At 56.4% G+C, this 14046-nt stretch carries 13 protein-coding genes; 9 read left to right on the top strand and 4 right to left on the bottom strand.

From position 1 onward, the window contains the following. Nucleotides 1–126 precede the first annotated feature (126 nt). Nucleotides 127–3090: an excinuclease ABC subunit UvrA gene (gene uvrA, locus DUD43_RS18380; RefSeq protein WP_153231685.1), complete on the bottom strand. Its 2964-nt coding sequence runs from the start codon at nucleotides 3088–3090 to the stop codon at nucleotides 127–129. A gap of 111 nt (nucleotides 3091–3201) precedes the next feature. Here uvrA and DUD43_RS18375 point away from each other — a divergent pair, with 111 nt between their 5' ends. The 6 genes from DUD43_RS18375 (at nucleotide 3202) to DUD43_RS18350 (ending at nucleotide 8359) form a co-directional block, all read left to right on the top strand. Continuing rightward, nucleotides 3202–4413, top strand: coding sequence for an MFS transporter (locus DUD43_RS18375; protein ID WP_153231418.1), 1212 nt, complete (start codon nucleotides 3202–3204; stop codon nucleotides 4411–4413). A 260-nt stretch (nucleotides 4414–4673) separates the two neighbouring features. After that, entirely contained in the window at nucleotides 4674–5192 is a 519-nt protein-coding gene (ssb, locus tag DUD43_RS18370; RefSeq protein WP_063692165.1) for a single-stranded DNA-binding protein, read from the top strand. A 145-nt stretch (nucleotides 5193–5337) separates the two neighbouring features. After that, nucleotides 5338–5997, top strand: a complete 660-nt coding sequence (locus tag DUD43_RS18365) for a GntR family transcriptional regulator (protein WP_042485360.1) — start codon at nucleotides 5338–5340, stop codon at nucleotides 5995–5997. Nucleotides 5998–6011: 14 nt separating this feature from the next. Beyond that, nucleotides 6012–6929, top strand: a complete 918-nt coding sequence (locus tag DUD43_RS18360; protein ID WP_153231417.1) for a fumarylacetoacetate hydrolase family protein — start codon at nucleotides 6012–6014, stop codon at nucleotides 6927–6929. An 11-nt stretch (nucleotides 6930–6940) separates the two neighbouring features. Continuing rightward, entirely contained in the window at nucleotides 6941–7915 is a 975-nt protein-coding gene (locus DUD43_RS18355) for a Bug family tripartite tricarboxylate transporter substrate binding protein (RefSeq protein ID WP_153231416.1), read from the top strand. Between the two features lie 57 nt (nucleotides 7916–7972). Then, on the top strand, nucleotides 7973–8359 hold the full coding sequence (locus DUD43_RS18350) for a RidA family protein (RefSeq protein ID WP_009461960.1): 387 nt from the start codon (nucleotides 7973–7975) through the stop codon (nucleotides 8357–8359). A gap of 40 nt (nucleotides 8360–8399) precedes the next feature. On the opposite strand, the gene DUD43_RS18345 is transcribed toward DUD43_RS18350, so the two are convergent. Together DUD43_RS18345 and DUD43_RS18340 are read right to left on the bottom strand one after the other, a co-directional pair. After that, on the bottom strand, nucleotides 8400–9626 hold the full coding sequence (locus DUD43_RS18345; protein ID WP_153231415.1) for an MFS transporter: 1227 nt from the start codon (nucleotides 9624–9626) through the stop codon (nucleotides 8400–8402). Beyond that, a complete protein-coding gene (locus tag DUD43_RS18340; RefSeq protein WP_153231414.1) occupies nucleotides 9610–10143 on the bottom strand; it encodes a Chromate resistance protein ChrB in 534 nt (177 codons plus the stop codon). The genes DUD43_RS18345 and DUD43_RS18340 overlap by 17 nt, the downstream gene beginning before the upstream one ends. 522 nt (nucleotides 10144–10665) lie before the next feature. Here DUD43_RS18340 and DUD43_RS18335 point away from each other — a divergent pair. From DUD43_RS18335 to DUD43_RS18325, 3 genes are all read left to right on the top strand, one after another. Continuing rightward, nucleotides 10666–11214, top strand: a complete 549-nt coding sequence (locus tag DUD43_RS18335; RefSeq protein ID WP_153231413.1) for a ferritin-like domain-containing protein — start codon at nucleotides 10666–10668, stop codon at nucleotides 11212–11214. A 183-nt stretch (nucleotides 11215–11397) separates the two neighbouring features. Further along, the gene (locus tag DUD43_RS18330; protein WP_153231412.1) at nucleotides 11398–12633 is read left to right on the top strand and encodes a multidrug effflux MFS transporter; all 1236 of its coding nucleotides are present in this window, start codon (nucleotides 11398–11400) and stop codon (nucleotides 12631–12633) included. Between the two features lie 64 nt (nucleotides 12634–12697). Beyond that, nucleotides 12698–13288, top strand: a complete 591-nt coding sequence (locus tag DUD43_RS18325) for a TetR/AcrR family transcriptional regulator (RefSeq protein ID WP_153231411.1) — start codon at nucleotides 12698–12700, stop codon at nucleotides 13286–13288. On the opposite strand, the gene DUD43_RS18320 is transcribed toward DUD43_RS18325, so the two are convergent. Further along, nucleotides 13289–13996 carry a GntR family transcriptional regulator gene (locus tag DUD43_RS18320; RefSeq protein ID WP_042485392.1) on the bottom strand — a complete coding sequence of 236 codons (708 nt, stop codon included), beginning with the start codon at nucleotides 13994–13996 and terminating at the stop codon, nucleotides 13289–13291. Nucleotides 13997–14046: the final 50 nt, after the last annotated feature.

The following is a 14046-nucleotide window of genomic DNA, read 5'->3' as shown; positions in this document are numbered from 1 at the left end:
TTCAGGTCGATAAAACGTCGTGACGGCAATGATCATTATTGCAATCAGCAACACGCTTTCCCGTCTCCAGGGCGTGGCCCGCTCCCTAAGTCCCATTGACAGCTTTGGCTCCTGCGCAGAGGGGTTTTAGCGCTGTAATAAAGGCTTCAGATAACGCCCTGTATGGCTTTGCTCGCAGGCAGCAACAGTCTCCGGGGTGCCTTGCACCACGATCTGCCCACCGCCCTGGCCGCCTTCCGGCCCCATGTCCACAATCCAGTCTGCGGTCTTGATCACATCCAGATTGTGCTCAATCACGACCACACTATTTCCGGACTCAACCAGCTTGTCCAGGACTTCCAGCAAGACAGCAATATCTTGAAAGTGCAGGCCGGTTGTCGGTTCGTCCAGCACATACAGCGTCTGGCCGGTGCTGCGTTTGGACAGTTCCAGTGACAATTTCACCCGCTGCGCTTCACCACCCGACAGGGTGGTCGCGCTTTGACCTAGGCGGATGTAGGACAGGCCCACATCAATCAAGGTGGTCAGTTTGCGCGCAACCGCAGGGACCGCATCAAAGTACTCCAGTGCCTGCTCAACCGTCAGGTCCAGTACTTCGCTGATATTGCGTCCCCGGTAGCGAATGTCCAGCGTTTCGCGGTTGTAGCGACGGCCCTGGCAGACATCACAAGGTACATAGACGTCGGGCAGGAAGTGCATCTCTACCTTGACCACGCCGTCGCCCTGGCAGGCCTCGCAGCGGCCGCCTTTGACGTTAAAGGAGAAGCGGCCTGGATCGTACCCGCGCAAACGTGCCTCTGGCACGCTGGCGAACAGCTCACGAATGGCGGTGAACATGCCCGTGTAGGTGGCTGGATTACTGCGCGGAGTACGACCAATCGGGGTTTGATCGACGTTGATGATCTTGTCGAAATGTTCCAGACCTTCCATGCGCTCGTAGGGCGCCGGTTCGGCATGGGCACGGTGCAGCAAATGCGAGAAAGCGGTTGCCAGCGTGTCGTTGATCAGCGTGGACTTGCCCGAGCCGGATACGCCCGTAATGCAGACCAGTCGCCCAGCCGGAATCGCCAAATCAACGGACTTCAGATTATTGCCGCTGGCACCGTACAGACGCAGCCAGTTCAGGCTGTCATCCACTGGACGTCGTTTGGGGACAGCAATCTGGCGCTTGCCGGACAGGTACTGGCCAGTCAGAGAATCGGGGTTCCGGGCCAGCTCGGCGGGCGAGCCTTGAGCCGTGATTTGACCACCATGTTCGCCAGCGCCAGGGCCCATGTCGATGACATAGTCGGCGGTGCGTATCATGTCCTCGTCGTGCTCGACCACGATCACGCTATTGCCCAGGTCCCGCAGGTGTTGCAGGGTCTGGATCAGTTTGTCGTTGTCGCGCTGGTGCAGGCCAATGGAAGGCTCGTCCAGCACATACATCACGCCGGTCAGGCCGGAACCGATCTGGCTGGCCAGACGAATACGCTGGGCCTCGCCACCGGAAATGGTGTCGGCGCTGCGGTCCAGAGACAGATAATTCAGACCCACATTGTTCAGAAACTCCAGCCGCAGGCGGATTTCACGCACGATGCGGTCGGCAATCTCTTTTTTCGCGCCGGTGAGCGACAGACGCTCGAACCAAGCCAGGCAGTCAGACAGAGCCAAGGCCTCAACCTCATAAATGGCCAGACCCTTGGCTTGTCCCTGAGTTGTAGAGCTTGTTTGTGTGCACTGCGCAGCATTGTCAGACAGCGTGTCGACAGTGATGGCTGCCGACTTGGCAGACGCGGTGCCTGCATGATGCTGGCACTCCGCATGGCTGGGAACTGCATCGTCCCCAATACGGACGTGACGCGCCTCCAGACGCAGGCGTGCGCCATGGCAGGCCGGGCAGGTCTGGGTGCGACGCAGCTTGTTCAGTTCCTCGCGCACAGCGCTGGAATCGGTTTCCGCCCAGCGACGTTGCAGATTCGGAATCACCCCTTCAAATGGGTGAGTTTTCACCGTGGTGCGACCTTTCTCATTCAAATAGAGAAAGGGGATTTCTTCCGCACCGGAGCCATACAGCACGGTACGACGCAGCTCTTCGGGCAGGGACTCGAAGGGAGCCTCTATATCAAAGTGATAGTGGGCCGCCAGACTGGTCAGCAAGGTGTAGGTAAAGGCATTGCGTCGATCCCAGCCCGCAATGGCACCGCCTGCCAGACTCAGTTCCGGGAAGGCCACCACGCGTTCGGGATCAAATACATCCACTTGCCCCAGGCCGCTACAGTCCGGGCAGGCACCTGCCGGATTGTTGAAGCTGAACAGGCGCGGCTCCAACTCGGGCAAGGAGTAGTCACAGACCGGGCAGGCATAGTGGCTGGAATAAGGTTGTTCCAGACCTGTATCCAGATTCACCACCAGACAACGGCCATTGCTGGTGGACAGGGCGGTTTCCAGGCTCTCTGCCAGACGTTGCTGGCTATCGGGCCGGATACGCAGCCGGTCTATCACCAGATCCAGATCATGCGCCTGTGCGGCATCAAGCGCAGGCAGGTCTTCAATACTGGAAATCTCGCCGTCTACCCGCACCCGCACAAAGCCCTGGGCTTGCAGGCCGCGCAGTTCCAGCTGCAGATCACCCACCAGGCCACGATGCATGGGAGCCAACACGGCAATACGGGATTCAGGCTCCCATTGCAGAATCTGGTCTACCATCTGGCTCACGCTATGAGCCTGCAAGGCCAAGTGGTGTTCCGGGCAGTAAGGAGTTCCGACGCGCGCGTACAATAGACGCAAATAATCGTGGATTTCGGTAGTGGTTCCCACGGTGGAGCGCGGGTTATGGCCTGCTGCCTTTTGCTCGATGGCAATGGCAGGCGACAAACCTTCGATCAAGTCCACATCTGGCTTGTCCATCAGTTGCAAAAACTGACGTGCATAAGCGGACAGGCTTTCCACATAGCGCCGCTGGCCCTCGGCATACAAAGTGTCGAAGGCAAGAGAGGATTTCCCAGAACCGGACAGCCCCGTCAGCACGACCAACTGGTGGCGTGGCAGGTCTACGGAGACGTTTTTCAGGTTGTGGGTACGGGCACCACGAATGCGGATGGCTTCCATCGCTTTATTTAGGCTTGTCAAAAGGCAACTTGCTACTATAGCGCGTTGCGTCAGAATTTATGTGAACGGGTATCCGGGCTCTCTGCTAGCCCAGTTGTGACAGAGTATTAAATGAGTACACACCAAACCATGAATACGGCCGGATCGCGCCCGGAGCGTCTGAGTCTGACTCAGCAAGAGCGCAAGGCCAGCATCCTGCTTGCCCTGTTGTTTGCCTGTCGAATGCTGGGTCTGTTTTTGCTGACCCCGGTCTTTGCGGTTGCAGCCCATTCCTTGCCCGGCGGTAACGACGCCGCCCGTGTGGGCCTTGCATTGGGTGCCTATGGTCTGACGCAGGCTGTCTTGCAGATTCCCTTGGGGATGGCATCGGACCGTTTTGGACGCAGACCGATTATCGTCATCGGCATGGCCTTGTTCGTGATCGGCGGGGTGATCTCCGCCCTGGCCCAGAATATTGATTGGGTGACGGTAGGCCGCTGTATTCAAGGTCTGGGGGCGGTGTCAGCAGCCATTTCCGCCTGGGTAGCCGACTCCACTCGTCCCGAAGTACGTACACGCGCCATGGCCATGGTGGGCGGCTCGATTGGTCTGTCTTTCGCTGTATCGCTGGTGCTCTCGCCAGTGCTGGTGGGGCAATTTGGTCTGTCGGGATTGTTCTGGGCCATCAGCTTGCTGGGCTTTGTCTGCTTGTTGATCGCCGCTTTTGTGGTGCCCAGCGCACCTAAAGCGCCAGCCTCGATTGTGCAGGTCACTGCCGGACAGGTGTTGCGTCATATGGACTTGCTGCGCCTGAACTTTGGCGTGTTCTGTCTGCACTTCATCCTGATGTCCCTGTTCATCGTGGTGCCGGGTATTCTGGCTACCCTGGGCGGCTACGGTACGCAGGATTTGTGGAAGGTGTACCTGCCCGTTATCCTGGTTTCCTTTGTGATGATGGTGCCTGCGGTGTTCTGGACAGAGACCCGCAAGCGTCACAAACATGCGCTGGAACTGTCTGTGTTGCTGCTGATTGTGGTGCTGGCCGTGATGCCATGGGCGCGCGATTCGCTGGTTCCCATGGTGGCTGCGCTGACCTTTTTCTTCATCGGCTTTAACGTGCTGGAAGCCTTGCAGCCTTCCTTGGTGTCCCGCGTGGCACCGCCAGAATACAAAGGTTTGGCGCTGGGTTTTTACAACACCTCCCAGTCCCTGGGGGTGTTTGCGGGTGGCCTGATCGGGGGCATCCTGGCTGGGCGAGGGCACACGCAATGGGTCTTGTGGACCGGCGCAGCCTTGGCTTTGCTTTGGCTGCTGACAGCGCGCGGTTTCAAAGATAAATATTAAAAGGCATAGCCTGTTACGCTTGTGCAAAGACGTGGCAGGCAGCAACAAGTAAAGTGGCCGGATTGGCCTCAAGAATCAAGAGCTGGGCGTAACAGGTGACACCGCCAGGTGCTCCGCCATATACGCTGTTCAAGGTGCCGTAACGGGATCGTTTGCATGGATAAAACTGCCCTTCCTGGAGTGGGGAGGGAGTGTTAATTAAGGCACGAATCCACGATAATACGGCTTGATTTAGAATTTTTGACTACAGGATTTTTTTCATGGCATCGGTAAATAAAGTCATTCTGGTGGGCAATCTTGGCCGCGACCCAGAAGTACGCTACAGCGCAGAAGGCTCGGCCATCTGCAATATTTCCATTGCCACGACTTCGCAGTGGAAAGACCGTACCTCCGGCGAGCGCCGTGAGGAAACCGAGTGGCACCGTGTGGTGTTCTACAACCGTCTGGCTGAAATCGCGGGTGAGTACCTGCGCAAAGGCCGTCCCGTCTACGTAGAAGGTCGCCTGCGCACCCGTAAATGGACAGGCCAGGACGGTCAGGAGCGTTTCACGACCGAGATCATTGCCGAGCAAATGCAAATGCTGGGTGGCCGTGACGGTGGTGATATGGGCGGCGGCAGCATGGGTGGTGGCGAATACGGTGGCGGCGGCGGTGGTGCACCAGCTCCGCAACGTGCTCAGCGTCCTGCTCCCCAGCAGCAACAACAGCAACAGGCTCCACGTAATAACGCGCCTATGTCGGACAATCTGGCCGATATGGATGACGATATTCCGTTCTAAGGCCTAGCTCCTAGCGGGACTCAAGATCAAGGCCCTGGCAAGCATCTGCTTGCCAGGGCTTTTTTTCGTTCGTACAAATACCAATGTGTACCAATATTCAATCTTGTATACAATCCATAAAAAATGAATGCAAAATAGGAAAGCAATGACCACGATCAAAACAGCAAGTCACAGCGATGGGGTGTATGAGTCGGTGCGTGCTCACGTTCTTGGCTTGGTGAAGGATATTGATGAACCCGTACGGGTTCGGGAAGAAGAACTGGCCAAGATGCTCAATGTCAGCCGTACGCCGGTGCGTGAAGCGCTGCTGCGCCTGGGGCAGGAAGGCATTTTGACCATGGAGCCTCGGCGTGGTGCCTTGCTCTCGCCTTTGACCAAGCAGGACTACATCGAATGGCTGAAGCTGCGTATTGAACTGGAAGCCTTTGCGGCGCGTGAAGCTGCTTTGAATGCCTCGCAGCGGGACGTGGATGCCTTGCGCGCTCTGTTTGCGCCCTTCAATCAAGACAATGTGGAAGAGCGTGTCAGCGAATACGCAGCAGCCAATGTGGAGTTTCACGCCGCCATCATGCGTCTGGCTGCAAACAGCTTGCTGGAGAAGGTGTGGAAGTCCTTTGGACACCGCGACATGCTCAAGACCAAGACTATCGAACGCCTGAAGCGTGCGCATGAATCCTTGGCCGAGCATCTGGCCATGATCGACGCTATTGAAAAACGGGACGCGGCGCTGGCAGATCGTCTGGCGCGCGAGCACGTTCAAGGGCTGCTGACGCAAACCTTGAATAGTTCCAACAACATCCGATAAGGAGGTTTGCTGTCATGAAGTTACTGACCTTTGTTGACGCAGGGGAAACGCATTTGGGCGGAATGCTGGACGATGATCGGGTAGTGGACCTGACGCAAGCCTGGGGGATGTACGAACATCCTTTAGGTGCTCGGCAAGCTCCTACTGAAGTTATCGACGCCATTTTTATGGGTGATGAGATCCTGATCAGCCTGCAGCTTTTGATGGAGCAGGCAAGCCAGGCCAAGGCTCCCATCCATGCTGCTCAGGACCTGTGCTTTCTGGCTCCTGTTCCCAACCCGGCCAAAAACATTTTCTGTGTAGGCCGCAATTACCGCGCCCATATCGTGGAAGGCAATCTGGCACGTGGTCGTGCTGCGGATGACTTCCCCAAAGCACTGGAGTTTTTCAGCAAGCCACCTACCACGGTAGTGGGGCATCAGGCCCTGGTCAGCCGCCATGCGGCCCACACCAAGATGCTGGATTACGAAGTGGAGCTGGGCATTGTGATCGGCAAGGAAGGCCGGGACATTCCGGTTGAAGACGCGCTGGGTTACGTCTTTGGCTACACGGTGATCAACGATATTACGGCGCGCGATCTGCAAGCACTGCATGGCCAGTGGTTCAAGGGCAAGTCCTTGGACGGTACCTGTCCGATTGGGCCGGTAGTGGCATTGAAAACGTCCATTGCAGACCCCAACGCGCTGGATCTTGAATTGGAAGTGAATGGCGAATTGCGCCAATCGGCCAATACCTCGGACATGTTGTTCGATGTGCCCAACATCATCGCCCAGTTGTCGGCGGGCATGACCTTGGAGCCGGGAGACATTATTGCGACAGGCACGCCCTCCGGGGTGGGCTTTGCCATGCAGCCCCCACGCTCTTTGGAACCAGGCGATGTCATCAAAGCTCGCATCCCCGCTATAGGCGAGCTGGTCACTACTATTGAGTAAGGTTGACGACTATGCGCTTTAAATTAATTCTGTCAGGCGTGGCTGTATTAAGCGCTTTAACGGCTGTGCCATCGCTTGCGGCGGCACAGGAATATCCCACCAAACCCATCACCATCATTGTTCCCTTCCCGGCGGGCGGCACGCTGGATAACCTGACCCGCAGTCTGGCGCAGAAAATGTCGGATGACTTCAAGCAGCCCGTCATCATCGACAACAAACCCGGTGCTGGTACGGTGATTGGTACTGAAATCGTGGCCCGCGCCGCGCCGGATGGCTACACCCTGGGGATGGTGGCGAACAGTTTTGCCATCAATCCCAGCCTGTACGACAACCTGCGTTACGACACGGTGAAAGACTTTACGCCGGTTAGCTGGGTGGCCTACACGCCGCACCTGCTGGTGGCGAACCCGGATGTGCCGGTCAAGAGTCTGGCGGATGTCATTGCTACGGCGAAATCCAAACCGGGTGAGCTGTCCTTTGCGTCCTTTGGTGCAGGTACATCGCCGCATATTGCCATTGAGCGCTTGAAGTCAGAAGCCAAGATTGATGTGCTGCATATCCCGTACAAAGGCCAGGCCCCGGCTTTGAACGATTTGCTCGGCGGTCATGTGGACATGATGTTTGCCAACACGCCCGATGTTTTGCCCCACGTGAAATCCGGCAAGCTGCGTGCCATTGCACTGGCCAATGACACTCGTCTGGAATCCATTCCGGATGTGCCTACCTTCAAAGAAGCAGGCGTGGACAATATGAACTCCAACTCCTGGTATGGCGTGATCGTGCCTTCCGGCACACCAGCACCGATTGTGGAACAGCTGAGTGCTGAATTTGTCCGTATTGTGAACATGCCTGAAATTCGCGAGCGCTTGCTGGCTCAAGGTCTGGAACCTGCGGGTACGACTTCGGCCGAGTTTGCCGAGTATCTGAAGTCTGAAATGGAAATGGCCGCCAAAGTGGTAAAAGCCTCCGGCGCCAGCGTGCAGTAAACCGTTAACCAATACGAAAGAGCCCAGAGAGCTCAAGCTACTAACCAGGAGATGAATATGATTAAAGAAATTATCCGGTCCGACAAAGTGACTCCCCCACGTGCCCCCTTGTCGCCTGCCGTGCGATCCAATGGCTTTGTGTTTGTGTCGGGCCAGCCAGGCTTTTTTGACGATCGTCAGATTGCTGAAAACGACTTCGACGCCCAGATGCATCAGGTCATGGCCAATGTGAAAGCCTTGCTGGAAGAAGCAGGCTCCAGCCTGGACCATATCGTCAAAGCCAATGTGATTCTGAAGAACGCCGGTGACTTTGCCCGCATGAACGAGATCTATCGCACCTACTTCAAGGACGGCGAATACCCGGCCCGTACCACGATTGCGGCGGATATGGGGAACCCCTTGTTTCTGCTGGAAATTGAATGCATCGCCGCTGTCGCGGAATGATGAAATGAAAAAAGGCCGACTTCATGTCGGCCTTTTTTATTCAGAACGCGCCTTGAGCGGAACGTCGCAAGGTGATCAAACCTGCGCCAGTTAAAACCGCAAAGATCGCACCGGCGGCAAAGGTGCCTTGGAAGCCTATGGTATCCCAGAGCACACCGGCGATGACGCTGGCCAGCAGCAGGGCGATGCCGGTTAGCAGGTGGAACATGCCAAAGGCAGTGCCGCGTAGTTCGGCAGGGGCGTTATCGGCGATCAAGACGTTGAACAGGCCCTGGGTAAAGCCCATGTGCAGGCCCCACAGAGCAACGCCCAGGCCCAGACCCAGCAAGCCGGGAACGAAGGCCAGGATCAGGTCTGCAGCAATCAACAAGGCCACGCCGATCAGGAGCAGGTCGGTTTTACGCATGCGATCCGACAGCACACCAGCCGGGTAGGCGGACAGGGAAAAAGCCACACTCATGACGACCAGCACGGCCGGAGCCCACATGGGCGGCAGTCCGCTGGATTCGCCGCGCAGTATCAGGAAGGCTTCGCTGAAACGGGCCAGGGTAAAGGCCAGACCAATCGCCACAACCCACCAGTAACGGGAACCCAATCGGCCCAGGTCTTCCCGGTTCAGGGGCAGTTTGCGGGGGCGGGTGGTGGCAGGCATTTTGGGTTCGCGCACAAAGAACACTAGAACGGCGATGGCTGCAAAGGCAGGCAGCACGGCAACCCAAAAGATCAGTTGGTAGTTGTTTGCGGTCCACCACATCAGGGCGATGGCCAGCAGGGGGCCCACAAAGGCACCAATGGTATCCAGCGTTTGCCGCAAGCCATAGGCTGCGCCGCGCAACTCGGGTGGGGTGACATCGGCGACCAAAGCGTCGCGCGGTGCGCCGCGTATGCCTTTGCCGATGCGGTCCACGAAGCGGGCACCAACCAACCAGTCCAGCGAATTCGCCAATGGAAAAATGGGCTTGGTCAGGGCGGCCAGACCATAGCCAATCACGGCCAGCAGTTTGCGCTTTCCAAAACGGTCGCTGACCGCTCCGGAAAACACTTTCATGATGGACGCCGTGGCTTCGGCAATGCCTTCGATAAAGCCGACCGCCAGTACCGACGTACCCATGACGGTGACCATGTAAATGGGTAGCAGAGCGTGGATCAGCTCCGAAGAAATGTCCATGAACATGGACACAAAACCCAGCGCCCAGACGCTGCGGTGGATTTTGGCTCGGGAGGTGTCGGCTGCCGGTGTGGGTGCGGGATTAGCGGTTTTCTTCATGAGCGTCATAGACCATCTGGGCATACGCATCCAGCCGTGCCTTGCACTCTTGCAGGCGCTCTTGAGCAACCTGTGCCAGGGGGGCGCCATAAAAATCCAGCTTCTGGATTTTCTCGTACCAGTTTTCCAGCTTCTTCAGATCGGTTTCTTCTTCGTCCAGCTCGGCGTAGGTGAATTTCTGAATCGAAATTTCCTTGTCGATCTCGGCCTCGAAGTCCTTGCAACGGCCCAGCAGCTCCTGGTATTGCTCGTTGCGGTCGTCGGTGAAGCGGGCGATGACTTTATCCTCCTGGGCCTTGTCCAGCGCAATGGTTTCCAGCAAGACGCATTCGCCTTCCATGGTGGCGATATCGTTCTCCAGCACTTTCAGGCGGCGTACATGCTCGTCTGTCTTGGGCAGCACGCATACCCCGTTTTGCAGGTACACCGCGCCCAGGGCTTTCAAACGTCGCCATAGAGCCAACCGTTTCGCACTGGGTTCAGAGGGGACTTTGTAGGTTAGAAGCAGCCAGCTCATTGAAGTCATGATCACGGATTAAAAGTAACGATCGTTTCATATTAATCGAATCAGGTGATTCTGAAAAGAAGAACTGAGAAAGCCGTTCGAGACTGTGGGTATGTATCCAAGTGTTTGGTCTTGTATCCCGGCTTGAACAGAATCCAGCCAATTTCAAGTAGCGATTCCCAGTAACAATTTCTTCGTCCAAGCCGCATGTGCTGTGATTCCTGGCGATTTGGACGTAAGGGATTTCCCGGTTTTTCTATCCGGAAACAGCCGCCTTTCAGGGAAGGAAACCAGCCGTTTTGCGCTTTCCAAGCCGGGGCGCAATCGTTACCATGAAAGCACCTATCCACTTTGTTCAGTTTCTTGCACGACCGGTCTCAACCACAAGCAGCGTGCAGACTTCAAGCCCAGGTTTAGGTAAAGCGTTTGTCTTTGGACAAGCTCTTGTTGGTTATGGAGTCAGTGTGTTCGTTTCCGGTTGTTGTGCGATACAGCGCCGCGCTTTCGCGGTGGGAATCAATACGGAGGAATGCAATGAGTAAGCAGAAAGCTGTCAAACCAAGCCAAGGTCCAATCGATGTTGCCGCGATCCGCGCAGCTGCAAAGAAGTTTGTGGACGATGGGGCGGTGGCATCCGGCTACAAGGGCAATCGCGAAGAAATCATTCAGATGCTCAACGAGGCCCTGGCCACCGAGCTGGTCTGTGTGATGCGCTACAAGCGCCACTACTTCACCGCTACTGGCTTGAACAATGAGCCTATCAAAGCCGAGTTTCTGGAACATGCCCAGCAAGAAGCCGAGCATGCGGACCGCATTGCCGAACGTATTGTGCAGTTGAACGGCGAGCCGGATTTCAACCCTAAACATCTGTCTGAGCGCAGTCACGCGGAATATGACGATAGTGGCGACATCAAATCCATGATTCGCGCCAATCTGATTGCCGAGCGTATTGCCATCGAGTCCTATCGCCAGATGATCGAGCGTATTGGCGATACCGACCCGACCACCCGCCAGATGCTGGTTGAAATCATGGCAGTGGAGGAAGAGCACGCCGACGATATGGGCGATTTGCTGGATATTTAAGTTATTTGCACAGACGCTTACAAAAACCCCGGTATTTTCCGGGGTTTTTTTCTGCCTGAATCCTTGAAAGGAGTACAGTAGCGGCTTTCCTACCTATCGGTAGGTAGTTTTAATGAATTGCGCTATATCCGGGGGTGTGAGCGTGTTTGATTTTCAGTTTTTCCGCACTGTAGAGAGCGTGACATGAGCGAGCTGTCACGTAGCAGAAGCCTGGCCTGGCCCTTGATCTTGTTGCTGGCTTTGCTGACGGCACTGGATGCCATGGCCATTGATATGTATTTGCCGGGCATGCCTGCGATTGCGCAGGAACTGGGGGCTTCTCCTGGCCGGATTCAGCAAACTCTGTCCGTGTTTCTGGCAGGCCTGGCTCTGGGTCAAGGTATTTACGGCCCATTGCTGGATCGCTTCGGGCGTCGAGTGCCCTTGCTGTTGGGCGTGGTTATTTTTGTGGTGGGCTCGGTCTTTGGTGCTTTGGCCACATCGGTTGAAGCTTTGCTGGCAGCGCGTTTTATCCAGGCTTTGGGCGCTGCAGCAGGCTTGGTCACTCCGCGTGCCATTGTGGCGGACTTGTGTGATGTCAAAGAGTCGGCCAGCATCTTTTCCCTGCTGATGCAGGTGATGATGATCGCACCGATTGTGGCGCCCATTCTGGGTGCCTATCTGCTGACCCATGCAGACTGGCGTGCCATTTTCTGGATGCTGGCCTTTTTAGGAACGCTGGGTTTGTTGTGGGGGCTGAAGGCCATCCCGGACTCCCTGCCAGTGACACAGCGTGTTCCTTTGAATCCTGGCCATATTGTTCGAGCCTATGGTCGCGAGTTGGGCAATAAGGCTTTCATGGCCTATACCGGCTCCGGTGGCTTCGCCTTGGCGGCCTTGTTTGTCTATATCAGTGGTTCGGCCTTTGTGTTCACGCAGCATTTTTCCTTGTCGCCTGCCGTGTTCAGCTATATGTTTGCCGGTAACTCGGTGGCGCTGGTGCTGGGCGGGGTCATCAGCAATTACTTGTTGAAGGCCGGCATGCCCACCTCTCGGGTGCTGGCCTTGGGGCTGATTGTCCATACGGCCTCGGCCTTGCTTCTGTATGCCGTGGTGCAGGCAGATGTGGCTGGTCTGATCCTGTATGCCGCCTTGATTGCCGTTTCGGTGGGCTCTTTGGGCATGGTGTTTGGTAACGTGACGGCCTTGACCATGGATGTGGCTGGTCCACAGGCAGGGACGGCTGCCGCCTTGATGGGCATGTTCCATTACCTGATTTCGGCAGTGGTGGGCTATATCGTCAGCCTGGCAGTGCCTGGACCACAGGTTTTGCCCTTGGCGATTGGCGGCTGCGGTCTGCTGGCTATTTTGCTGTATGTTCTGGCTGGCCGTTGTCGCACGGTGACACGCTCAGTCAGTGAACTGGGAGCTGTAAAATAAGCAGTTGCTGCGGGCCGCGAAGGCGGCCCTGATCATTGGCCTTTGACTGAGAGCTTGTTGGACTGTGAGCAAAACCACTACTGAAAAACTGCAGGATGCCGCGTTGGCGCGCTTTGCTGTTCAGGGCTTTGATGCCACCACCATGAACGAGATTGCCGCTGATGTCGGCATCAAGAAGCCCTCGGTCTACGCCCATTTTCGCAACAAGGACGAGCTGTTCCTGAGCTTGATTCCGAAGATTGTGGATGATGAACTGAACCACGCCCGTCAGGTTCTGCACGGAGGCGATGGCATCAAGCAGCAGTTGCGGGCGTATCTGGAAGGGATACAGGAGCGTTTTGAGCAATCGCATCAAGTACGTTTCTGGATTCGCACCTTGTTTGCGCCGCCTGTGCATTTGTACGATGTGGTGATGGAACCCATGCATGTGTTCATGGCGGATCTGGAAGGCATCATCCATCGGGCCCTGGCACAGTCTGCCCTGGCCAGGCCGGAAACAGGTTTGAGTGTAGATACCTTGGCCATGACTTACATGGCCTTGATCGACAGCCTGCAAAGCGAGCTGTTATTTGGTGGTGCGCGCAAGTACCAGCGGCGTCTGGAATCGGTTTGGCTAGTCTTTGAGGCGGCATTGAGAATGGGCCGCCCTGCTTGATCAGACCTTCTCGCCGTTTTGCGCGTCCTGATAGGCTTTGGCCGCATTGTGCACGTGCTGGGTGGCCAACAGGTTGGCCAGATCGCCATTACCGGCCACAACCGCATTGAGGATCTGGGAGTGATCTTCCCAGTTCTGGCGGATGCGCTGCAAATTGCTGGGTGCAAATAACAAGGCGGTGCGATCTCGCAGAGAGCGCATCAGCTCGGTCAGCACGATATTGCCCGACATGGTGGCCAGAGTTTCATGAAACTGTCGGTTCAGTGATTTGAGCAGATCCAGATTGCCGGCATCCATGGCTTCATGGCCCTGGCTCAAAATGGTTTGCAGCTTTTCGATATTGGCCGGGTCCCGGCGCTGGGCGGCCAGTTTTGCATTCAAGCCTTCCAGCGTGGCACGCACTTCAGCCATGTTGTAGGCAATCTCTGCCGACAGGACGGCCACAGAGGCGCCACGTCGTGGTTCGATAGTGACCAGTCCTTCGGAGGCCAGCTCGCGCAGGGCCTCTCGTACAGGAATACGCGACACACCCAGCTCGCTCGCCAATTTTCCTTCCACCAGACGGTCGCCTGGATGGAATTCACCACTCAGGATACGTTCACGTAACTGGTCGCGTATCACCGCAAACAGTGACGCGTGCTGATCGCCCAAGCGACGGTTATCTGTATCGCCAAGGGAATGGGGGAGGTGGAAACTGGGGATATTCATGGTGCGACCTGTGCAATCGGGCAGAAGGGCCAGACACGATTATACGGTGT

The organism is Alcaligenes faecalis (assembly GCF_009497775.1).
In the GTDB taxonomy this organism is placed as follows: Bacteria; Pseudomonadota; Gammaproteobacteria; order Burkholderiales; family Burkholderiaceae_B; genus Alcaligenes; species Alcaligenes faecalis_D.
Note: the sequence above shows the minus strand (reverse complement) of the source record. Positions and strands in the feature narration are given on the sequence as shown.

Coding starts and splice junctions, on each gene's coding strand:
- uvrA (WP_153231685.1), bottom strand. CDS start 3,090: ATGGAAGCCATCCGCATTCGTGGTGCCCGTACCCACAACCTGAAAAAC.
- DUD43_RS18375 (WP_153231418.1), top strand. CDS start 3,202: ATGAGTACACACCAAACCATGAATACGGCCGGATCGCGCCCGGAGCGT.
- ssb (WP_063692165.1), top strand. CDS start 4,674: ATGGCATCGGTAAATAAAGTCATTCTGGTGGGCAATCTTGGCCGCGAC.
- DUD43_RS18365 (WP_042485360.1), top strand. CDS start 5,338: ATGACCACGATCAAAACAGCAAGTCACAGCGATGGGGTGTATGAGTCG.
- DUD43_RS18360 (WP_153231417.1), top strand. CDS start 6,012: ATGAAGTTACTGACCTTTGTTGACGCAGGGGAAACGCATTTGGGCGGA.
- DUD43_RS18355 (WP_153231416.1), top strand. CDS start 6,941: ATGCGCTTTAAATTAATTCTGTCAGGCGTGGCTGTATTAAGCGCTTTA.
- DUD43_RS18350 (WP_009461960.1), top strand. CDS start 7,973: ATGATTAAAGAAATTATCCGGTCCGACAAAGTGACTCCCCCACGTGCC.
- DUD43_RS18345 (WP_153231415.1), bottom strand. CDS start 9,626: ATGAAGAAAACCGCTAATCCCGCACCCACACCGGCAGCCGACACCTCC.
- DUD43_RS18340 (WP_153231414.1), bottom strand. CDS start 10,143: ATGAGCTGGCTGCTTCTAACCTACAAAGTCCCCTCTGAACCCAGTGCG.
- DUD43_RS18335 (WP_153231413.1), top strand. CDS start 10,666: ATGAGTAAGCAGAAAGCTGTCAAACCAAGCCAAGGTCCAATCGATGTT.
- DUD43_RS18330 (WP_153231412.1), top strand. CDS start 11,398: ATGAGCGAGCTGTCACGTAGCAGAAGCCTGGCCTGGCCCTTGATCTTG.
- DUD43_RS18320 (WP_042485392.1), bottom strand. CDS start 13,996: ATGAATATCCCCAGTTTCCACCTCCCCCATTCCCTTGGCGATACAGAT.